General features: G+C 72.8%; 18 protein-coding genes and 1 pseudogene. 8 read left to right on the forward strand and 11 right to left on the reverse strand.

Going from position 1 to position 19,775, the window contains the following annotated elements; genetic code table 11:
* A pseudogene (locus tag ABGB21_RS36315) lies at positions 1-182 on the forward strand (RNA polymerase subunit sigma-70); the annotation flags it as partial.
* Here the strand turns inward: ABGB21_RS36315 and ABGB21_RS36320 are convergent.
* The 5 genes from ABGB21_RS36320 to ABGB21_RS36340 all read right to left on the reverse strand — a co-directional run bounded on the left by ABGB21_RS36320 (position 179) and on the right by ABGB21_RS36340 (position 7,537).
* Positions 179-1,090 (reverse strand): hypothetical protein, encoded by a 912-nt coding sequence (locus tag ABGB21_RS36320; protein ID WP_347658614.1) that lies wholly within the window; start codon positions 1,088-1,090, stop codon positions 179-181. The pseudogene ABGB21_RS36315 and the gene ABGB21_RS36320 sit on opposite strands and share 4 nt — an antisense overlap.
* Positions 1,087-2,142, reverse strand: coding sequence for an SPFH domain-containing protein (locus ABGB21_RS36325; protein ID WP_347658613.1), 1,056 nt, complete (start codon positions 2,140-2,142; stop codon positions 1,087-1,089). The genes ABGB21_RS36320 and ABGB21_RS36325 overlap by 4 nt, the downstream gene beginning before the upstream one ends.
* Positions 2,143-2,249: 107 nt before the next feature.
* Positions 2,250-3,005 carry an ABC transporter permease gene (locus ABGB21_RS36330; protein WP_347681694.1) on the reverse strand — a complete coding sequence of 252 codons (756 nt, stop codon included), beginning with the start codon at positions 3,003-3,005 and terminating at the stop codon, positions 2,250-2,252.
* Positions 3,006-3,112: 107 nt separating this feature from the next.
* The gene (locus ABGB21_RS36335) at positions 3,113-4,084 is read right to left on the reverse strand and encodes an ATP-binding cassette domain-containing protein (RefSeq protein ID WP_347658612.1); all 972 of its coding nucleotides are present in this window, start codon (positions 4,082-4,084) and stop codon (positions 3,113-3,115) included.
* A 120-nt stretch (positions 4,085-4,204) separates the two neighbouring features.
* Positions 4,205-7,537: a BTAD domain-containing putative transcriptional regulator gene (locus ABGB21_RS36340; RefSeq protein WP_347658611.1), complete on the reverse strand. Its 3,333-nt coding sequence runs from the start codon at positions 7,535-7,537 to the stop codon at positions 4,205-4,207.
* A gap of 110 nt (positions 7,538-7,647) precedes the next feature.
* Here ABGB21_RS36340 and ABGB21_RS36345 point away from each other — a divergent pair, with 110 nt between their 5' ends.
* From ABGB21_RS36345 to ABGB21_RS36355, 3 genes are all read left to right on the forward strand, one after another.
* Positions 7,648-8,175 (forward strand): 2Fe-2S iron-sulfur cluster-binding protein, encoded by a 528-nt coding sequence (locus tag ABGB21_RS36345; protein ID WP_347658610.1) that lies wholly within the window; start codon positions 7,648-7,650, stop codon positions 8,173-8,175.
* A complete protein-coding gene (locus ABGB21_RS36350; protein WP_347658609.1) occupies positions 8,172-9,161 on the forward strand; it encodes a xanthine dehydrogenase family protein subunit M in 990 nt (329 codons plus the stop codon). The genes ABGB21_RS36345 and ABGB21_RS36350 overlap by 4 nt, the downstream gene beginning before the upstream one ends.
* Before the next feature lie 102 nt (positions 9,162-9,263).
* Entirely contained in the window at positions 9,264-10,103 is an 840-nt protein-coding gene (locus ABGB21_RS36355) for an aldo/keto reductase (protein ID WP_347681686.1), read from the forward strand.
* A 57-nt stretch (positions 10,104-10,160) separates the two neighbouring features.
* Here the strand turns inward: ABGB21_RS36355 and ABGB21_RS36360 are convergent, their stop codons facing one another.
* From ABGB21_RS36360 to ABGB21_RS36370, 3 genes are all read right to left on the reverse strand, one after another.
* A complete protein-coding gene (locus ABGB21_RS36360; RefSeq protein WP_347681688.1) occupies positions 10,161-10,634 on the reverse strand; it encodes a hypothetical protein in 474 nt (157 codons plus the stop codon).
* An 82-nt stretch (positions 10,635-10,716) separates the two neighbouring features.
* Positions 10,717-11,343 carry an FMN reductase gene (locus ABGB21_RS36365; protein ID WP_347658604.1) on the reverse strand — a complete coding sequence of 209 codons (627 nt, stop codon included), beginning with the start codon at positions 11,341-11,343 and terminating at the stop codon, positions 10,717-10,719.
* Positions 11,340-12,476, reverse strand: a complete 1,137-nt coding sequence (locus tag ABGB21_RS36370) for an LLM class flavin-dependent oxidoreductase (RefSeq protein WP_347658603.1) — start codon at positions 12,474-12,476, stop codon at positions 11,340-11,342. The genes ABGB21_RS36365 and ABGB21_RS36370 overlap by 4 nt, the downstream gene beginning before the upstream one ends.
* 192 nt (positions 12,477-12,668) lie before the next feature.
* Between ABGB21_RS36370 and ABGB21_RS36375 the strand changes: the two genes are divergently transcribed.
* The 4 genes from ABGB21_RS36375 to ABGB21_RS36390 all read left to right on the forward strand — a co-directional run bounded on the left by ABGB21_RS36375 (position 12,669) and on the right by ABGB21_RS36390 (position 17,035).
* Positions 12,669-14,087: a sensor histidine kinase gene (locus tag ABGB21_RS36375; RefSeq protein ID WP_347658602.1), complete on the forward strand. Its 1,419-nt coding sequence runs from the start codon at positions 12,669-12,671 to the stop codon at positions 14,085-14,087.
* A complete protein-coding gene (locus ABGB21_RS36380; RefSeq protein ID WP_347658601.1) occupies positions 14,084-14,815 on the forward strand; it encodes a response regulator transcription factor in 732 nt (243 codons plus the stop codon). Before ABGB21_RS36375 ends, ABGB21_RS36380 begins: the two co-directional genes overlap by 4 nt.
* Before the next feature lie 169 nt (positions 14,816-14,984).
* Complete coding sequence (locus tag ABGB21_RS36385; protein WP_347658600.1) at positions 14,985-15,869, forward strand: ATP-binding cassette domain-containing protein; 885 nt, start codon at positions 14,985-14,987, stop codon at positions 15,867-15,869.
* A gap of 65 nt (positions 15,870-15,934) precedes the next feature.
* Positions 15,935-17,035, forward strand: coding sequence for an ABC transporter permease (locus ABGB21_RS36390; protein WP_347658607.1), 1,101 nt, complete (start codon positions 15,935-15,937; stop codon positions 17,033-17,035).
* Positions 17,036-17,178: 143 nt separating this feature from the next.
* Here ABGB21_RS36390 and ABGB21_RS36395 read toward each other — a convergent pair whose 3' ends face one another.
* The 3 genes from ABGB21_RS36395 to ABGB21_RS36405 are packed head-to-tail and all read right to left on the reverse strand — an operon-like array spanning position 17,179 to position 19,577.
* Positions 17,179-17,811 (reverse strand): bifunctional 4-hydroxy-2-oxoglutarate aldolase/2-dehydro-3-deoxy-phosphogluconate aldolase, encoded by a 633-nt coding sequence (locus ABGB21_RS36395; RefSeq protein WP_347658599.1) that lies wholly within the window; start codon positions 17,809-17,811, stop codon positions 17,179-17,181.
* The gene (locus ABGB21_RS36400) at positions 17,808-18,560 is read right to left on the reverse strand and encodes an IclR family transcriptional regulator (RefSeq protein ID WP_347681690.1); all 753 of its coding nucleotides are present in this window, start codon (positions 18,558-18,560) and stop codon (positions 17,808-17,810) included. Before ABGB21_RS36400 ends, ABGB21_RS36395 begins: the two co-directional genes overlap by 4 nt.
* 18 nt (positions 18,561-18,578) lie before the next feature.
* Positions 18,579-19,577 carry a sugar kinase gene (locus ABGB21_RS36405; protein WP_347681692.1) on the reverse strand — a complete coding sequence of 333 codons (999 nt, stop codon included), beginning with the start codon at positions 19,575-19,577 and terminating at the stop codon, positions 18,579-18,581.
* Positions 19,578-19,775 lie beyond the last annotated feature (198 nt).

Below are 19,775 nucleotides of genomic sequence, written 5' to 3' on the forward strand. Positions count from 1 at the left end.
CCACCTCGGCCAACGGGCGCCCGGCACTGATCAACTATCTCCGCCGGCCCGGCAGCCCGCACTACGAGGCGTTGGTCGTCGACGTACTCCGGATCGAGAACGGGAAGATCGTAGAAAGCAACGCCTTCATCGGTGCCCGTCACGTCGCCGCCTTCAGCATGCCCGCCACGCTCGAGCCCTAGGAGCGTGCCGGCTCGACCAGGTGCAGGGACCGTCCGGCCAGGCCGACGGTGAGCCGCTGACCCCAGGCCAGCGCCAGGTGGTCGTGTTCGAGTCCGTCGGCGAAGACGACAAGTCGCTCCCGCTCGGCGGCGAGTTCCACCGTCTCGCCCGGGCCGAGCCGCCCGGCGGTCAACGCCACACCGGTCGCCGGTGACGGCCACGCCTCCCGGACGAACCAGCACAGCGCCGGCTCGTCGGCGGCCGGCAGGGCCGGACCGTCGCCCCGTTCCCGGGCGATCGAGGCGCACCAGCCGGTGGCACCGGTCCCGGTCCCGACCACCAGGCCGGAGGAGGACTGCCGCTCTCGACGGCCGTCCATCAGGGACAGCAGGTAGCGGGCGGACTGGTGGCCCGGGTGCCCGACGTAGATCTCGTTGAGGCCGAGCAGTTCCTGCCCGTCGTCGAGGACCGCCAGGACCATGGTGCGCCGCCGGATCGGCGCCCGCCCGGAGACCACCGCCGGCAGCAGCCGAGCCACCTCCGACGGCGCGTACCGGACAAGTACGCCGGCGTTGCGACCCGGATCCGGGTCCACCCCGATCACCGGCTGACCGTCGAGGTACTTCGCCACGTTGGCCACCAGTCCGTCCTGGCCGACCGCGACGACAACGTCCTCGGCCGCGAACGGGAACCGCGCCAGGTCGTCCCGGTCAGCGTGGCCCCGACGCCAGTCCGCCGGGACGGCGGCGCCGACCGTGGTCAGCGCCACCTGCAGCGCGTCGTGCCGGGCCACCACCTCGGCCAGGTCGCGCCCCCGTCGACTCAGGTAGTGCCCGGCCGCGGCCCGGGTGCCGTGCTGAGCCAGCAGCTCGTCCAGTTCGCTGCGCCGGCTCACCACCACGACCCGGGGAGCCAGGGTCGCGCTCACCGGGCCAACCGGTCCAGCAGGCCGGTCAGCACGTCGGGGGTGACGGTGAGCTGGCCGACCTCGGGCAGCTGACCGGCCATCTCCCGCAGCGCCAGCGCGTGCAGCACCCCGGCCGGCAGGTCCCGGTAGGCGGCGAGCTTGGCCGCCTCCGCCTCGGCCTCGGCAAGCCCGATCACCCGTACCCCGTCGGCCTTGGCGGCGGCGAGGGTCCGCTCCTTCTCGGCCTCGGCGGCGGCCAGCACCCGGGCCCGGTCGGCCGTCGCGGCGTTCGTCACCTTCTCCCGTTCGGCCTTGCCCTGGGCCACCGCCAGATCGGCGGCGGCGTCGAGTTCGACCTTGCGCCGCGCGTTGGCGCCGTGCTGTTCCACGAGCTGCTGTTCCCGGCGGGCCAGCTCGATCTTGTTCTGGAGTTCGTTCTCCGCGATGGCCCGTTCCTGCTCGACCGCCTGGGCCCGCCGGGCGTACGTCGCCCGGTCGGCCTCGACCTGGACCGCCTCCCGGGTCGGGGTCTGCAGCGCCCGTTCCATCTCCGGCTCGGGCCGGACCGCGACGACCCGGGCACTGACCACGGTGACGCCGATGTCGGTGAGCCGGGTCTCGTCGCGCAGCCCGGCCGAGACCGCCTCCCGGACGGCGGCGATGTCGGTCAGTGCCTGGGCCAGCGGCACCCGGGCCAGCAGGTCGAGTGCCGGCTGCTGGGCCAGCTCGGCGAGGAGGGTGGCGATCTGGTCCAGTGGCCGTCCCCGGGCCGCGCCCCGGTCCGGGTCGACCGAGAAGTCCAACCGGCTCGCGGCCAGTGCCGGGTCGGCGATCCGGTACGTCACCGTCGCCTGGACGGTGACGTCGGCGAAGTCGCTGGTCCGGGCGTGGAAGAGCAGCGGCAGTTCCCGGTCGTCGACCGGCACCTCGCTCAGTACGCTGACCAGCGGCCGGTACCAGAAGGACAGCCCCACGCCCTCGTGCCGGACCTGACCGCGGACGTGGTGGCGGACCCAGCTGGTCGGGGTGCCGCGCAGGTGCCGCAGGAACAGACGTCGCTTCACGTCACTCATGGTCGGATACCCTCCCCTGTTTTCGTCACTGGGACGATAAACAGGGAAGGGTATTCACGTCAAGCTGACGCTAAATCCATCCGTAGGGTCGGACCGCCGGCCCGGGCTCAGCGGCCCAGCCGCTGGTAACGACGTACCGCCAGCGGGGCGAAGACGGCGATCAACACCAGCGGCCAGACGACGGCGAGCAGGGCCGCGTGCTGCGCCGGCCAGGAGTCGCCACCGATTCCCGGATTGCCGAACAACTCCCGGGCGGCGGCCACCGTCGCGGAAAGCGGATTCCAGGCCGCGACCGCACCGAGCCAGTCCGGCAACAACTCCGGGGCGACGAAGACGTTGGAGAGGGCGGTGAGCGGGAAGGCGAGCGGGAAGACGATCACGCCGACCGTGTCCGGGTTCGGAACCACCAGGCCGAAGAAGATCCCAAGACAGGTGAAGGCGAGCCGCAGCAGCAGGATCAGACCCACCGCCGCCAGCGCGTCGACCACACCGTTGCGCCACTGCCAGCCGACCAGCAGACCGCAGACCACCAGGGTTGTCATCTCCAGCAGGGCCCGGATCAGGTCGGCCCCGGTACGCCCGGTCACCAGTGCCGACCGGGCCATCGGAATCGACCGGAACCGGTCCACCACTCCCCGGCTGACGTCCATCGCCACGCCGCTCGCGGTGGCACCGAGTCCGTAGAGCATCGTCATCACAAAAACGCCCGGCAGGAGGAACTCCCGGTAGCTGCCCGCGCCCGGGACCGTCATGCCGCTGCCGAAGACGTAACCGAAGACCAGGACGAACATGATCGGCAGGCTGAAATAGATGATGATCTCCTCGGGCGACCGGACCACGTGCGCCATGTTGCGCCCGGTCATCGTCGCCCCGTCGACCACCGCCCAGCGGAACCTGCGCACCGCGTCACCCCCGTTCACCGCGCCACCCCCGTCACCCGCGACTCCGCCGACCACCCCACCGACCCCGGTCACCGCGCCACCCCCGCCACCTGCCGGGCTCCGCCGGCTGTGAGCTGCAGAAACGCCTCGTCCAGGGTCGGCCTGCGCAGGCCGATGTCGGCCACCACGATTCCCGAGGCCTCCAACGCCCGCATCACGTCACCGAGCGCGGCGACCCGGTCGACCACCGGCGCGCCGAGCTGCCGCAGTTCGGCGTCAACGCTCACCGGGCCGGCCGCGAGCCGCTCGAGGATCGCCGCCGTGGCCGCCACCCCGGCCCGGTCCCGGACGACCACCTCGATCCGGTCCGCGCCGATGCGGGCCTTCAGCTCGTCCGACGTGCCCTCCGCGACCATCCGGCCGCTGTCGATCACACAAATCCGGTCGGCGAGCTGGTCCGCCTCCTCCAGGTACTGGGTGGTGAGCAGCACCGTCGTCCCGTTCGCCGCCAGCTCCCGTACCGCCGACCACAGCTGGTTGCGGCTGCGCGGGTCGAGGCCGGTGGTCGGCTCGTCGAGGAAGAGCACCCTCGGTGTCATGATCAGGCTGGCGGCCAGGTCGAGCCGGCGCCGCATCCCACCCGAGTACGTTCCCGCCGAACGGCCCGCCACGTCGGCGAGCCCGAACCGCTCCAGCAACTCGTCCGCGCGCCGGCGGGCGGCCCGCCGGGACAGGTGGTGCAGCCGGCCGAAGAGGATCAGGTTCTGCCGTCCGCTGAGGATCTCGTCGACCGCGGCGTACTGGCCGGTCAGCCCGAGCACACCGCGGACCTGCTCCGGCTGGCGGGCCACGTCGTACCCGGCGATCCGGGCCCGACCGGCGTCGAACCGCAACAGCGTGGTCAGAATCCGCACCGCGGTGGTCTTGCCCGCGCCGTTCGGGCCCAACATCCCGTAGACCGTGCCGGTCGGCACGGCCAGGTCGAGCCCGTCCAGGGCCCAGGTCGTGCCGTACCGCTTGCGCAGCCCTTCGGCGACGACCGCTGACGTCGTATTGGTCATGCCGTCGACAGTCCCGGACCGCGCGCACCGGCCGCGCACCACACGCTGACCGGCCTGGCTCCGGACCCACCGGTCACGCACCGCCGGCCGACGGCCCGAACCCGACGTCGGGCGGCCGGCTCAGGACCGGTCGAGCAGGTCGAGCGCCGCGGTTCGGTCCAGCGCCGCACCCCGGTCGAAAATCCGTTCGTACGCCGCGTCGCCGAGTCGGGCCCGCACCGCGCCGGCGACCTCCGTGCCGGCCACCGCCCCCGCCGGACCGATGCCGGTCTGCAGCGCCGACACCGCGCCGAGCAGCAGGCAGGCCCGTTCGGGATCACCGTCCCGGAGCACCGGCCCGACCCGGCCCTCCACCGCGATCGCGAGCATCGCCGACTCCCACACCCCGACCGGCGCGGCCAGCACCTCCCGGAAGTGCGCCCGGGCCTCGTCTGGCGCTCCCCGCGCCTCGGCGAGTTGACCGAGCAGGACCAGGGTGGCGAGCCGGACCCCCTCGGCGCCGAACCAGCCGGTCGGGCACTCGGCGAGGGCCTGCTCGGCCAGTCGCCGGGCCCCGGTCGGGTCGCCCCGGCGCCGGGCAATCTCGCCGAGCCCGAGGTGGGCGGCGGCGAGCATCTCCGGCGCCCCGGCCCGCGACGCGAGCTCGGTCACCCGGCGGTAGTCCGCCACCGCCCCGTCGAGTTCCCCGACGCTGACCCGGCCGTCCGCCCGGATACGCAGCAGCTCCGCCATGTCCAGGGTGGAGCCGAGTTCCTCGACCAGTCGCAGCGCCTCGTCCAGCAGCCCGGTGGTCTCCGCCCCACCACACCGGTAGCCGAGTTCGGTCATCGTGCTCAGCGTCAGTACGCTGCCCCAGCGCTCACCAAGTGCCCGGAATCCCGCCAACCCGCGGTCGAACTCCGCCCACGCCTGGTCGTACCGGCTCTCCATCATCCGCACCATGCCGATGCCGAGCGCGGCCAGCGCCTGGCTCCACGGATCGGACCCGACCACGATGCCCCACGACTCCGGCGTCCCGGATACCGACAGAGGCAGGTCCGGTGGCGGGCCGGCGGCCATCCCGGACAGGTAGAGCAGGAACGGCTGGGTCAGCGGCCGGTTCAGGTTCCACAGGATCTCGCCGGCCCGGGCCACGGCCCGCGCCGCCGGACCGTACCCGCCGAGCGAGGCGTGCAGGATGCAGAGCGCGTACGCCTCCTCGAGTCCGGCTGGAGGTTCGGGGCCGAGGCGGCTGACGAGTTGGTCGGCGAGTGCTGCCCCCTCCGCGCGCAGGCCCCGCAGCCACCAGTAGAACGAGAGCGCCGCGACCAGCCGCAGGCCCAGGTCGACGTCGGCGTCGGCGACCGCCCGGCGCAGCGCGAGGTGGAGATTGTCCCGGTCGGCGTCCAGGCGGCGCAACCACTCCAACTGGTCGGCGCCGCGCAACCCACGGTCCGCGGCGCGGGCCAGCTCGAGGACGTACGCGCCGTGCGCCCGGCGCAGCGGTGCCGCCTCGCCGGCGTCGACCAGGCGTTCGGCGCAGAAGGCCCGGACCGTCTCCAGCATCCGGAAGCGCCCACCCCCCGCCTCGACCAGCGACTTGTCGACCAGACCGGTCAGTACGTCGAGGACGTCGGCGGCGTCGAACGGGCCGCAGACCCGCTCGATCGCGGCCAGGTCGGCGCCGCCGGCGAAGACGGTCAACCGTCGGGCCAGCCGCTGCTCGGTCCCGTCCAGCAGGTCCCAGCTCCACCGGACGACCGCGCGGAGCGTCTGGTGCCGGGGCTGGGCCACCCGGCTGCCCCGGTTCAGCAGCCGGAACCGGTCGTCGAGCCGGGCCGCGATCTCGCCGACCGGCAGCGCCCGCAACCGGGCGGCGGCGAGTTCGATGGCCAACGGCAGACCGTCGAGGGTACGGCAGATCCGCAGCACCGCGTCGAGGTTCTCCTCGTCGACGTCGAATCCCGGTGCCACGTCGACGGCCCGGTCGAGGAAGAGCCGCACCGCGGCGCAGTCGCGCGCGGTGCCGGCGGTGACCTCCGTCGCCGGCAGCGGCAGACCGGCCAGCGGGCATACCGCCTCGCCGGTGATCCCGAGTGGTTCCCGGCTGGTGGCCAGGATCCGCAGCCCCGGACAGCCGGCGAGCAGCCGGGCGGCGAGCCGGGCCGTGTCGGCGACCACGTGCTCGCAGTTGTCCAGCACCAGCAGCAGTCGCCGGTCGGCCAGGGCCGCGACGAGCCGGTCGACCACGTCCCGGGGCCCACCGGGCGCCCGCAGCGCCGCGTCCCGCAGGTTGAGCGCGGCCAGGACCGCCGGCGCCACGTCCGCCCCGTCGACCAGTCCGGCCAGCTCGACCATCCGGACGTCCCCGGACTGCAGACCGGCCGCCTCGATCGCCAGCCGGGTCTTGCCGACGCCGCCCGGACCGTGCACCGTGACCAGCCGGGCCTCGTCCAGCAGTTTGCTGATCCGTCCGAGTTCGTCCTCCCGCCCGACGAAGCTGCTCAGCTGTCCGGGCAGCCCGGATCCCGGGCGGCCGCCGGTGGCCGGCGGCCCCGACGGGTACGCCGGCTCGGCCGACCCGCCGTCAGTCGACGGACCCGCCTCCGCCACCCCGGTCTCCCCCACCGGTGACGTGCGGTCGGTGCGCGGCGGCACCGGGCTGCCACCGGGCGGTGGCAACCGGTCGTCACCGGGCGGCGGCAGCCGATCCGCGGGGCGCGGCACCGGGTCGTCGCGCAGCATCGTCAGGTGGAGTGCGGCGAGCTCCGGTGACGGGTCGGCGCCGAGTTCCTCGGCGAGCAGCCGCCGCCCCTCGGCGAAGGTGGCGAGCGCCTCGGCCCGCCGGCCGCCCGCGTACAGCGCCCGCATCAGCTGACCGCGCAGCCGCTCCCGCAGCGGGTACGCGGTCACCAGGTCCCGCAGCTCGCCGATCAGCGGCCCCGGCCCGGCCAGGCCCAGTTCCGCCTCCACCCGGTCCTCGACCGCGCCCAGCCGCAGCTCCGCCAGGCGTACCGCCTGTGGGGTGGCGAACGGGGCCGGTCGGACGTCGGCCAACGGTTCGTCCCGCCACAGGTCGAGCGCCTCGCGCAGCAGTACGACCGCCGAGGCCCGGTCGCCGTCGCGGAGCGCCCGCTGCCCGGCCGTCACCAGCCGGGTGAACCGGTGGACGTCGACGTCCTCCGGGTCGATCGCGAGACGGTAGCCGGCCGGGTGGAACTCCAGTCGCGGCGTCGACCCGCCGGTCCCGGCCAGGATCTGGCGCAGCCGGCTGACCTGGGACTGCAGGGCGTTGTTGGCGCCCGCCGGCGGGCTGTCGCCGTACAGGCCGTGGATCAGCCGATCGGCGGCGACCATTCGACCCGCGTCGAGCAGCAGCAGCACCAGCAGGGCACGGAGCCGGGCACCGCCGACCACGACCCGGGAGCCGTCGTCGGCGTACACCTCCGTCACGCCCAGGATGCCGAACCGCATGCCGTTGATTCTCACCCACCCGCGCTTTCCATATTTCACCGCGCGATCCGTGCCGGTATGGCTAGCTTTGGAGGTGTTCGCTGCGTTCCGTACAGGCGGGAGGTCCGGCCATGGACGTCGAGGTCACCATCCGGGTCGACGGAACGGACCACCGGCTCACCGTGGACACCCGGACCACCCTGCTCGACGCCCTGCGGGAACGACTTGGCAACACCAGCCCGAAGAAGGGTTGTGACCACGGCCAGTGCGGCGCCTGCACGATCCTGCTCGACGGTCGGCGGGTGAACAGCTGCCTGGCCCTCGCGGTCGCCCACGACGGCGCCGAGATCGTCACCGCCGCCGGGCTCGCCCCGGACGGTCAACTCCATCCGATGCAGCAGTGCTTCATCCGGCACGACGCCTTCCAGTGCGGATACTGCACACCCGGCCAGATCGTCTCCGCGGTCGCCATGCTCCGCGAGGCGGAGGCCGGCTGGCCGAGCGCGGTCACCATGGACAACCCGGACGGCGGTGGCGACGACGGTGGCCCGGTCCGGCTCGACGCGGACGAGATCCGGGAGCGGATGAGCGGCAACCTCTGCCGCTGCGCGGCGTACGCCAACATCGTCCCGGCGATCGAGGAGGTCGCCCGCCGATGAGACCCTTCCGCTACACCCGGGCCGAGGACGTCTCCGGCGCCGTCGCCCTGCTCGCCGGCACCCCGAACGGCGCCTTCCTCGCTGGCGGGACCAACCTGGTCGACCTGATGAAACTCGACGTCGCCACCCCGGAGTTGCTGGTCGACGTACGCCGGCTCACCTCCGACCGGGTCGACGAGCTGCCCGACGGCGGCCTGCGGATCGGTGCCGCCACCCCGAACAGCGACCTGGCCGCCGATCCACTGGTCCGGCGCCGCTACCCGGTGCTCTCCCAGGCCCTGCTCGCCGGTGCCTCCGGTCAGCTCCGCAACCTGGCCACCGCCGGCGGCAACCTGCTGCAACGCACCCGCTGCGTCTACTTCCAGAACGTGACCACGCCGTGCAACAAGCGCCAACCCGGCACCGGATGCCCGGCGATCGAGGGATACCACCGGGAACTCGCCATCCTCGGCACCTCGCCGGAGTGCGTCGCGACCCACCCCTCCGACTTCGCCGTCGCGCTCGTCGCGCTGGACGCCGTGGTGGTGACCAGCGGGCCGGACGGTGAGCGACGCATCCCGATGGTCGAGCTGCACCGGCTGCCGGGGCAGGAGCCGCAGCGGGACACCGTGCTGGCGCACGGCGAACTGGTCACCGCGATCGAGCTGCCGCCGTTGCCCTTCGCCACCTGCTCCCGTTACCGCAAGGTCCGGGACCGGGCGTCGTACGCCTTCGCGCTGGTCTCGGTGGCGGCAGCGCTGGACGTGGCCGACGGTGTGGTGCGGGACGTCCGGATCGCGCTCGGCGGGGTGGCGCACAAGCCGTGGCGGGCGACCCGGGCCGAGGAGCTGCTGCGCGGCGGCCCGGCTCGGGAGGACCGGTTCCGGGCGGCGGCCGAGGCGGAGCTCGTCGACGCCCGACCGCTGCCCGGCAACGCCTTCAAGGTGCCGCTGGCCCGGAACACCCTCGCCGGCACGCTGCGCGAACTGGCCGTCGGACAGCTCTGAACCGGCTGCGGTGGCCCGATGATCACGCGAGTAGGTTGAGCTGGTTGGACCCGCACAACCCGGCCCGCGTCCCGGGCCGTACGACGGCAGGAGAGCACCCCGATGAGCGAGCAGCTGGCCGTACCGACCCTCGCGCTGGCCAACGGCGCCCGGATTCCCCAGGTCGGCCTCGGCACCTGGCCGATGTCGGACGCCGAGGCGGAGCGGGCCGTCGCCGAGGCGATCGGCGTCGGCTACCGACTGATCGACACCGCCTACAAGTACGGCAACGAGACGGGTGTGGGCCGTGGGCTGCGCGCCTCCGGCGTACCCCGGGAGGAGCTCTTCGTCACCAGCAAGCTGAACGGCGAGTGGCACGGCCGGGAGCAGGTTCGGGAGGCGTTCCGGGACAGCGTCGCCAAGCTCGGCGTGGACTACCTCGACCTGTACCTGATCCACTGGCCGATGCCCTGGCAGGACCGGTACGTGGACGCCTTCCTCGGCCTCGCCGACCTGCTGCGGGAGGGGCTGGTCCGGGCAATCGGGCTGTCCAACTTCAAGCCGGCGCACATCGACCGGATCCGGGCCGCGACCGACGTGACGCCGGACGTCAACCAGATCCAGTTGGACCCGACGCTGGCCCGGGAGGCCGTTCGCGCCTACCACCGGGAGCACGGCATCGTGACCCAGTCGTGGGGGCCGATCGGGCACGGCCGCGAACTGCTCTCCGAGCCGGTGGTGACGGAGGTCGCGGAGCGCTACGGTCGGACGCCGGCCCAGGTCGTGCTCCGGTGGCACGTCGAGCTCGGGCTCGTGCCGATCCCGAAGACCTCCTCGCCGGAGCGGATGAAGACCAACCTCGACATCTTCGACTTCTCGCTGGCTCCGGCGGACGTGGCCGCGCTCTCCGCCCTCGACCGGGGCGAGGAGGCGGCCACCGACTCCGACTCGGTCGGGCACTGAGTTGTCGGACGGCCGGCGTCCGCGGTAGGGCGGGCGCCGGCGGGCCTTCCTACCCGGTCAGGGCAGTTCCATCGCCTCGGTGGTGGCGATCTCGGTGAGGGCGGCGTCCAGGTAGTCGCCGACCGGCCGGCCGGTGACGGTCAGCAGGTCGGCCACCAGCAGTGGGGCGTGCCGGGCCGCCGTGGTGCGGTCCGGCGGCGGCACCTCCCCGGCCTCCGGGTGTACACCGAGCGCGCCGGTCAGCAGCAGCGCCAACGCCTGGACGTCCAGGTCGGGCAGCCAGGACACGTTGGTCCGGACGCAGCGGGTCAGCACCGCCTGGACGTCCTCGCCGGTCAGTCCGTCCTGGTGCGTCTCCTCGAGCTGCATCCGGAGTATTCCGCCGAGAACCCGGCCGACCTGCTCCTGGTTCTGCGCGGCCAGGTCCCCGACCGCCGTCTCGAACGCGGTGAGGTCCCGGAGCCGGGCCGCCTCGACGGCGTCGACCGTGGCACGCCGGATCGCCTGCACCACCACCGGTACGGAAGTCATCCGCCCATTCAACCGGATCCGCCCCGGACCGCCGTCACCGGCAACAGGGCTCAGCCGCCGCCCGGCCGGCGGCGGCCCGGGTTCACTGCCCGGCCGGCCCGCCGTTCAGCAGTTGGTCGAACGAGGTGGTCAGCGCGAACGGGTCGGCGACCGTCGCCGGCCCCCGCCGGTTGATCTCCTCGGCCAGTTCGTCCGCCGCACGGCTGATCCGACTGTGCAGGCTCGCCTGCGGATCACCGCTGCCCCAGTCCTCCGGGGCGGCGAAGACCGCGGTCGGCACGACGATCGCCCGCAGATAGCTGAACATCGGCCGCATCGCGTGTTCGAGGGCCAGCGAGTGCCGTGCGGTGCCGCCGGTCGCGGCGATCAGCACCGGTCGGCCGACCAGGGCCTGGTCCCCCAGCACGTCGAAGAACGACTTGAACAGTCCGCTGTACGAGGCGTTGAAGATCGGCGTCACGGTGATCACGCCGTCGGCGGCGGCGACCGCGTCGAGTGCCGCCTTCAGCGACTCGGACGGATAGCCGGTCGACAGGTGGTTCACCACGTCGTGGCCGTGGTCACGCAGTTCCACCACGTGGGTCTCGACCTCCACCTGCCGGCGGGCCAGCGCCGCGCCGGTCGCCTCGGCGAGCCGGTCGGCGAGCAGCCGGGTGGACGACGGCACGCGCAGGCCGCCGGAGACCACCGCGAGGGTACGACGGGTCATCGGTCCGCTCCCGCCTCGATCGCGGCGGAACCCGTCTGGGCCCCGGCGTCCGAGTCGGCCGCGTCCCGCGCGGCCTTCAGGCTGGCGTGGGTCGGCGCCTCCGGAACGTGTGCCGGTCGCAACGCGGCGAACTCCCGGCGCAGCACCGGCACCACCTCCTCGCCGAGCATGTCGAGCTGCTCCAGAACGGTCTTCAGGGGCAGGCCGGCGTGGTCGATCAGGAACAGTTGGCGCTGGTAGTCGCCGACGTACTCGCGGAAGCCCAGCGTGCGGTCGATCACCTGTTGCGGGCTTCCGACGGTCAGCGGGGTCTCCCGGGTGAAGTCCTCCAGCGACGGACCGTGTCCGTACACCGGCGCGTTGTCGAAGTACGGCCGGAACTCGCGGACCGCGTCCTGGGAGTTGCGCCGCATGAAGACCTGGCCGCCCAGTCCGACGATGGCCTGGTCGGGGTCGCCGTGGCCGTAGTGCGCGAACCGCTGGCGGTACAGCCCGACCATCCGCCGGGTGTGCTCCTTCGGCCAGAAGATGTGGTTGTGGAAGAAGCCGTCGCCGTAGTACGCGGCCTGCTCGGCGATCTCCGGACTGCGGATCGAGCCGTGCCAGACGAACGGCGGGATGCCGTCCAGCGGTCGCGGTGTCGAGGTGAACGACTGCAGCGGGGTCCGGAACTTGCCGGACCAGTCGACCACGTCCTCCCGCCACAGCCGGCGCAGCAGGCCGTAGTTCTCGATCGCCAGTGGGATGCCGTTGCGGATGTCCTGCCCGAACCACGGGTAGACCGGCCCGGTGTTGCCCCGGCCCATCATCAGGTCGACCCGACCGTCCGCGAGGTGCTGCAGCATCGCGTAGTCCTCGGCGATCTTGACGGGGTCGTTGGTGGTGATCAGGGTGGTCGACGTGGAGAGCAGGATCCGGTTCGTCCGGGCCGCGATGTAGCCGAGCATGGTGGTCGGCGAGGAGGGTACGAACGGCGGGTTGTGGTGCTCGCCGGTGGCGAAGACGTCAAGGCCGACCTCCTCCGCCTTGAGCGCGATCGTGACCATCGCCTTGATCCGCTCGCCCTCGGACGGCAACCGCCCGTTCGTCGGGTCCACGGTCACGTCGCCGACGGTGAAGACCCCGAACTGCATGATCGACTCCTCGCGTGAAGGCCTTGCTCCGGGGCATCCGCCCCGACACGTCCCACAACATACTTGCCGAGTCAAGTATTCCATCCGGCGGCCCTGTGCTCGCGGCCCGCCAGCGGGCGGCACCTCCCCCGGGCTCGGCTGTCAGCAAGGGGCCCTTCCTGACAGGCGGGGTGGATGCGCTATTCATGTCGGATGGGAACCGAGCGGGCGTGGGAACCGAGCGACGAGTGGTGCCGGCCCGGGCCGAACCCGACGCAACAACGACGTGACCTGTACCTCGGGCTGTCGACGGCGGCCGTCGGCATGCTCGGCGTGGTCCTCGCCAACAGCATGGGAATGTTCCCGCTCGGTCCCCCGCCTTCCTGGCTGGAGCAGTTGACCTGGGCGGTCGCGGTCTCGCTGCCGCTGGTCTGGCGACGTACCCGTCCCGAGGCGGTCACCATCGTGATCGCCGTGGTCTTCATCGCCGCCCAGGCGAGAGGCGGTCCGGAGACGTTGGTCTCCTCGGCGTCCCTCTTCGTCGCGATCTACACGCTCGGTGCCTGGGGACGGCACCGCCGGTGGGCGGCCCGGATCCGGATCGGGGTGATCGTCGCCATGTTCGCCTGGCTGGCCGTCTCGGCGACCATCTCGATCCTGACGATCGAGATGCGCTTCGAGGGCGCCGCCGGACCGTTGCCACCGCTGCTGGCGGCCTCCCTGCACAGCATCCTGTTCAACCTGGCCTTCTTCCTGCTCGCGTACCTGCTGGGCAACAGCACCTGGGTCTCCGCGCGAAGCCGCCACCGACTGCGGGTGCAGGCCGAGGAACTGCGACGGTCCCGGGCCGCCGAGGCGGAGCGGGCGGTGACCCAGGAACGGGTCCGGATCGCCCGGGAGCTGCACGATGTCGTCGCGCACCACGTCTCGGTGATGGGGGTGCAGGCCAGCGCCGCCCGCCGGGTGATGGAGAAGGATCGGGAGAAGGCCCGGACCGCCCTCGGTGCGGTGGAGCAGAGCGCCCGTACGGCGGTCGACGAACTACGCCGGATGCTCGGCGTACTGCGCGACGCGGGCGGCACCGAGCGCACCGGGGCGGACACCGGCGGCCACACCAGCGGGTACGGGCTGGACCAGGTCGACTCCCTGGTCCAGGGCGCCCGGGACGCCGGCCTCACGGTGGCGTACCAGACCTTCGGCACGCCGCTACCGGTGCCGGAGTCGGTCTCGCTCGCCGGTTACCGGATCGTCCAGGAGGCGTTGACGAACACCATCAAGCACGCCCGGGCGGGCAGCGTCGACGTCCGCGTCCGCTATCTGCGGCACGAGGTCGAGGTCGAGGTGACCGACGACGGTCGGGCGCTGGCGACGGTTCCGTCGGCGCGGAGCCCGCAGAGCGACGGGCTCGGCCTGATCGGCATGCGGGAACGGGTCGCGGCACACGACGGCAGCCTGGAGGTGGGCCCCCGGCAGGGCGGCGGTTTCCGGGTACGCGCCCGGTTCCCGGTCGCCCCGGCGACGCGGCCCGTCGGACCGGAGGCGACGGCACGGACCACCGCCGACGAACCGGTGGTACGGACGGTCGGCGACGAACCGGCGGCACGGACCGTCGGACAGGAGGCAACGGCATGACCGGCACTTCGATCCGGATCCTGCTCGCCGACGACCAGCATCTGGTCCGGACCGGTCTGCGGATCATCCTCGAGACGGAGGACGACGTCGAGGTCGTCGGTGAGGCGGCGGACGGGCGACAGGCGGTCGAACTGACCGCGGCACACCGCCCGGACGTCGTCCTGATGGACGTCGAGATGCCATACCTGGACGGGCTGGAGGCGACGCGGCGGATCGTCGCCGACGGCGGCGGCGAGGGTCCGGCCGTCCTCATCCTCACCACGTTCGACCGCGACGACTACCTCTTCGCCGCCCTGCAGGCCGGGGCCAGCGGATTCCTGCTCAAGAACGGCACCCCGGAGGACCTGATCGAGGCGGTACGCGTCCTCGCCCGGGGCGACGCCCTGCTCGCGCCGCAGATCACCCGGCGGGTGATCGCCACCTTCGCGACGCCCGGACCAACGGATCCGGCCCGGTCCGCGGCCCGGGCCGGGGGTTCCGGCGGGACGACGACCGGACCGGACCGGGGCCGGCTCGCCGAACTCACCGAGCGGGAACGGGAGGTGCTGGTCCAGCTCGCTGCGGGCGCCTCCAACGCGGAGATCGCCCAACGCCTGGTGCTCGGCGAGGCGACGGTGAAGACCCACGTCTCCCGGGTGCTGATGAAGCTCGGCCTGCGGGACCGGACCCAGGCGGTGATCTTCGCGTACGAGCACGGCGTGGTGACTCCGGGCGCCGCCGACCGCTGACCCCGGACACGGCCGGCTCCCTCCCGCGGTTTCGTAACGCGGCTCCCTCCCGCGGCTCCGTCCCGCGGTTCCGTCGCGCGGCGGACGTCAGGGGCCCCGGCACGCACTAGCGTCGACCCGGCCGGGGGGCGACGGCGGCCCCGGCCGCACGGACTGATGGAGGAGCTGGATGCTACGTGTCTCGTCGGTGAACCGGACCTTCGGCGACCGGAGAGTGCTGGACGACATCTCGTTCGAGGTGACCCCCGGGCGGATGACCGGGTTCGTCGGCGCGAACGGTGCCGGCAAGACCACCTCGATGCGGATCATCCTCGGCCTGCTCGCGGCCGACTCCGGTGAGGTGACCTGGCGCGGCGGCCCGATCACCCGGACCGTCCGGCAGCGCTTCGGCTACATGCCGGAGGAGCGCGGGCTGTACCCCAAGATGAAGGTCCGCGAGCAGCTGACGTACCTCGGCCGCCTGTACGGGCTCAGCCCGGCGGACGCCCGACGCAGCGTCGACGAACTGCTGGAGCGGCTGGACCTGACCGAACGGGCCGACGACCTGCTGGAGACGCTGTCGCTCGGCAACCAGCAGCGGGCCCAGGTCGCCGCGGCCCTGGTGCACGGTCCGGAGCTGCTCATCCTCGACGAGCCGTTCTCCGGCCTCGACCCGATCGCGGTGGACGTGGTCGCCGGGGTACTCCGGGAACGGGCCGCCGACGGCGTACCCGTGCTCTTCTCCAGCCACCAGCTCGACGTGGTGGAGCGGCTCTGCGACGACCTCGTCATCATCGCGGCCGGCGCGGTCCGGGCCACCGGCAGCCGGACCGACCTGCGGTCGCGGTACGCCGCACCCCGGTACGAGCTGGTCGTCGACGGCGACGCCGGCTGGGTACGCGACCTGCCCGGAGTCTCCATCGTGGACCTGGACGGGGCGCGGGTCGTGCTCGAACTCACCGACCCGGCCGACGACCAGCGGGTGCTGCACGCCGCGCTGGATCGTGGCCCGGTCCGCGCCTTCGCCCCCGTCGTTCCCTCGCTCGCCCAGATCTTCCGGGAGGTCACCCAGTGACGACCACCTCCGCCACCTCCCCCGCCGGCCAGGCCCGGACGGGTCGACCGGACCGTCCCGGACCGGTGGGAAACGTCAGCTCGTTCTGGGCCGCCACCCGACTGGTCGCCGGTCGGGAGATCACGGTACGGCTGCGTGACAAGACCTTCCTGTTCAGCACGGTCTTCTTCCTGCTCTTCACGCTCGGTGCGGCGGTCGTGCCGGCGTTGTTCGCCGGCGACGGTTCCACGGTGGCGGTGGCCGCCGCACCGGACGTGGCCGCCGCGCTGGACCGGGCCGGTCTGGAGGTGGTCGCCGCCACCGACACCCAGCGGGCCGAGCAGCTCGTCCGGGACGGCGACGTCGACGCCGCGGTCGTGCCGGGCGACGTACCGGGCGGGGTCCGGGTCCTCGCCATGAAGGAGGCGCCGGATGAGGTCGTGTCCGCGCTGAGCAGCTCTCCGCCGGTGCAGCTGCTCGATTCGGACGCGGTGAACCCGGTGGCGGCGTTCCTGATCCCGTTCGCCTTCGGTTTCGTCTTCCTCTTCGCCTCGCTGACCTTCGGCATCCAGATCGCGCAGAGTGTCACCGAGGAGAAGCAGACCCGGATCGTCGAGATCCTGGTCGCCGCCGTACCGGTACGGGCGCTGCTGGCCGGCAAGGTGCTCGGCAACGGCGCCTTGGCGCTGGGTCAGGTGGCGCTGATCGGGCTGGTCTCGGTCCTCTCGATGCGACTGGTCGACGCCGGCCCGCTGCTCGGCCTGATCGGTCCCGCGATCGGCTGGTTCATCCCGTTCTTCGTGGTCGGGTTCGTCCTGCTGGCCTCGCTCTGGGCGGTTGCCGGGGCGCTGGTCAGCCGACAGGAGGACATCTCCGGGGCGTCCACCCCGATCCAGATGCTGGTGATGATCCCGTTCTTCGCGGTGTCGTTCCTGAACGACAATCCGGTGGCGATGACCGTGCTGTCGTACGTGCCGTTCTCCGCGCCGACCGCGATGCCGCTGCGGCTGTTCACCGGCGACGCCGCCGGATGGGAGCCGTTCCTCTCGCTGCTCGTGCTGGTCGTCGGTGCGGTGCTCTGCCTGGCGCTCGCCGCCCGGCTCTACGAGGGAGCGCTGCTGCGGACCAACGGCAAGACGTCGGTCCGGGCCGCGTGGCAGGACCGGGAGATGCGGGTCAGAGCCTGACCGCTCGCCCGGCTGACCGGCCGCCGGCCGGTCAGCCGGGCGACGCACCGATCCGGCTCCGCCGGTTGATCAGCTCAGCCGGGCGACCATCGACCGGGAGTCGGCGCCGCCCGATCAGCGTTGCTCAAGCCGCCCGATCAGCGTTACTCAAGCCGCCCGGTCAGCCGGGCGAGCAGGTCGAGCTGGCGGGGATCCTGCAGGGCGGAACCGACGGCGACCACCCGGCAGCCGGCGCTCAGGAAGTCGGCGGCGTTGTCGGCGTCCACCCCACCGGTGGCGACGAACCGTACGGTGGGGAACGGCGCCAGCTGGGCCCGGATCCAACCGGCACCGAGCTGCGCCGCCGGGAACGCCTTCAGCCAGGTGTGACCGGTACGCAGCGCCTGGTTGATCTCCGAGGAGGTGGCGACACCCGGCAGGTGCGGCAGACCGAGAGCCGCGCATTCGGCGGCCACCTGCGGGTCGTACCCGGGGGCGACGGTGAAGGCGGCGCCGGCCTCGTGCACCGACCGCGCCTGCTCGGGGGTGACGACCGTGCCGGCGCCGACCGGGCGGCCGCGTTCCCGCCCGGCGGCGAGGGCGGCGTGCAGGGACGGTAGCGCGTCCGGGCTCTGCACCGGCACCTCGACCACGTCGACGCCGATGTCCCAGGCCCGCCGGCAGAGGTCGACGGTCTGGTCGGGCGGCAGGCCACGCAGGATCGCCATCACCGGCTGGTTGGCGAAGAGGCTGTCGAAGAAGGGCGTGGAGTGGGTGTCCACCTCGGCTCCGTTCATGGTCGGCGGTCCGCGGTCCACCCGAGGTCACGGGAGATCGCGGTACCGGTCTCGGTCAGGTCGGGCAGGTACTCGCGGAGCTGCTCCAGCGGGGCGAGCGCCCGCAGCGCGGTGATCGACACGGCGGCGACCACCCGGCCCCGGGCATCCCGGACCGGCACCGCCACGCAGTTGACGAAGTCCTCGAACTCGCCGTCGTCCTCCGCCCAGCCGCGCTCGGCGATCCGGTCCAGTTCGGCGCGGAGCGCCTCCGGGCTGGTGATGGAGGTGGCGGTGTGCGGGCGATAGTCGATCCGGGTCAGGAAACGGTCCCGGGTCTGCTCGTCGAGGTACGCCAGGACGGCCTTGCCGACGCCGGAGGTCTGCGGGTTGACCGCCTGGCCGACCCGGGACCGCATCCGTAACGCCCCGCGACCGTCCACCTTGGTCACGTAGACAATCTGGTCGTCGACGAGCTGGGCGAGGTGCACGGTGTGGCCGTACCGGTCGCCGAGCCGGACCAGGTGCGGGTGGGCGACCGGATGCAGCTCCAGGTGGTCCACCGCCTGGTGGGCGAGCGCCACCATCCGGAACCCGACGGTGTACCGGCCGCCCACCGGACGGGCGAACCCGCCGGCCTCCAGGGTCTGCAGCAGCCGCAGCGCGGTGGACTTGTGCACCCCGAGGTGGGTGGCGATCTCGCCGAGTGCCCGGGGCCGGTCGGCGAAGAACTCGATGATGCTCAGCGCGCGCTCGACGGTCTGCGACATCGTGTACTCCTGGTCCGGTCAGGCCCGGGTGCCGGCCGGCTGGTCGGTGCCGTGCCAGGTCTCCGGGGTGATGCCGAGTTCGGCGCAGATCGTCGCCACCGGGGGCAGGTCGGCGAAGTCGCCGACGGAGCCGAGCGCCGCGCCGGCGACCAGGTGTCCGAGCCGCAGCCGCGCGGTCTGGTCGAGGCCGCGCAGCGCGCCGGAGAGCCAGCCGGCGGCGAAGGCGTCGCCGGCCCCGACCGGTTCGACCACCTCGACCCGCCTCGCCGGTACGGTGGTCGTGCCGCCCTCGTGGAATGCGACGGCGTCCACGGCGCCGTTCTTCACCACCAGCGTGCCGGCGGTGCCGACCAGGTCACGGACCCCCTCGGGGGTGTGCACGTCCCACAGCCGGGTCGCCTCGTCGAGGCCGACGAAGACCACGTCGGCGAGCCGGGCCAGCCGGAGCAACGCGTCGGCCTCGTCGCCGGTCCAGAGGGCGGGCCGGAAGTTGACGTCGAAGGAGACCAGCCGGCGCCCGGCCGGCCGGGTCGTGACGAGCCGGTCGACGAGGTCCCGGCAGGTCTCGGAGAGGGCCGGGGTGATGCCGCTCAGGTGCAGGACCGACGCCGGCACCCCGGCGACCCGGTCCGCGTACGCCCGGTCCATGCCGGCGGCGGCGGATCCGCGGCGGTAGTAGTAGACCCGGGTGCCGTCCGGCCCGGGGTCCTTGAGGTAGACGGCGGTCGGCCGGGTCGGGTCGGTTTCGACCAACGAGGTGTCGACGCCGACGCCGGCGACCTGGTCGACGACAAGGTCACCGAGCGGGTCGGCGCCGACCCGGCTGGCCCAGGCGGCGCGGTGGCCGAGCGCGGCCAGGAACATCGCGACGTTGGACTCGGCGCCGCCGGCCCGCAGGACGAAGGTCGACTCCGCGTCCAGCCGTCCGCCCGGGGTCGGGGTCACCATCACCATGGTCTCGCCGACGCAGACCGCGTCGAACTGTCCCGGGTCATCCGAGGTTGATACCGAGGTCACCGCAGCCCACCCTTCGTTGCACATGTTGCAACATGGTACTCGACATGTGCATCACCGCATGCGGGGGCCACCCTAGACGAGTAGTTCCGAAGTCAGGGGTCGATGTCCAGGCATGAGGAGAGGGCATCCAAGATCATGTTGTGACGCAAGACCTGGACACCCTCTTGACCGCACTGTACGTGAAGATCGACGACAGCA

The sequence above is a fragment of the Plantactinospora sp. B24E8 genome (assembly GCF_039871735.1).
GTDB lineage: Bacteria > Actinomycetota > Actinomycetes > Mycobacteriales > Micromonosporaceae > Plantactinospora.

Excerpts from the sequence above, each read along its gene's own strand:
- ABGB21_RS36325 (WP_347658613.1), bottom strand. The coding sequence starts at position 2,142 with ATGAGTGACGTGAAGCGACGTCTGTTCCTGCGGCACCTGCGCGGCACC.
- ABGB21_RS36330 (WP_347681694.1), bottom strand. The coding sequence starts at position 3,005 with ATGACCGGGCGCAACATGGCGCACGTGGTCCGGTCGCCCGAGGAGATC.
- ABGB21_RS36335 (WP_347658612.1), bottom strand. The coding sequence starts at position 4,084 with ATGACCAATACGACGTCAGCGGTCGTCGCCGAAGGGCTGCGCAAGCGG.
- ABGB21_RS36340 (WP_347658611.1), bottom strand. The coding sequence starts at position 7,537 with ATGCGGTTCGGCATCCTGGGCGTGACGGAGGTGTACGCCGACGACGGC.
- ABGB21_RS36345 (WP_347658610.1), top strand. The coding sequence starts at position 7,648 with ATGGACGTCGAGGTCACCATCCGGGTCGACGGAACGGACCACCGGCTC.
- ABGB21_RS36350 (WP_347658609.1), top strand. The coding sequence starts at position 8,172 with ATGAGACCCTTCCGCTACACCCGGGCCGAGGACGTCTCCGGCGCCGTC.
- ABGB21_RS36355 (WP_347681686.1), top strand. The coding sequence starts at position 9,264 with ATGAGCGAGCAGCTGGCCGTACCGACCCTCGCGCTGGCCAACGGCGCC.
- ABGB21_RS36360 (WP_347681688.1), bottom strand. The coding sequence starts at position 10,634 with ATGACTTCCGTACCGGTGGTGGTGCAGGCGATCCGGCGTGCCACGGTC.
- ABGB21_RS36365 (WP_347658604.1), bottom strand. The coding sequence starts at position 11,343 with ATGACCCGTCGTACCCTCGCGGTGGTCTCCGGCGGCCTGCGCGTGCCG.
- ABGB21_RS36370 (WP_347658603.1), bottom strand. The coding sequence starts at position 12,476 with ATGCAGTTCGGGGTCTTCACCGTCGGCGACGTGACCGTGGACCCGACG.
- ABGB21_RS36375 (WP_347658602.1), top strand. The coding sequence starts at position 12,669 with ATGGGAACCGAGCGGGCGTGGGAACCGAGCGACGAGTGGTGCCGGCCC.
- ABGB21_RS36380 (WP_347658601.1), top strand. The coding sequence starts at position 14,084 with ATGACCGGCACTTCGATCCGGATCCTGCTCGCCGACGACCAGCATCTG.
- ABGB21_RS36385 (WP_347658600.1), top strand. The coding sequence starts at position 14,985 with ATGCTACGTGTCTCGTCGGTGAACCGGACCTTCGGCGACCGGAGAGTG.
- ABGB21_RS36395 (WP_347658599.1), bottom strand. The coding sequence starts at position 17,811 with ATGAACGGAGCCGAGGTGGACACCCACTCCACGCCCTTCTTCGACAGC.
- ABGB21_RS36400 (WP_347681690.1), bottom strand. The coding sequence starts at position 18,560 with ATGTCGCAGACCGTCGAGCGCGCGCTGAGCATCATCGAGTTCTTCGCC.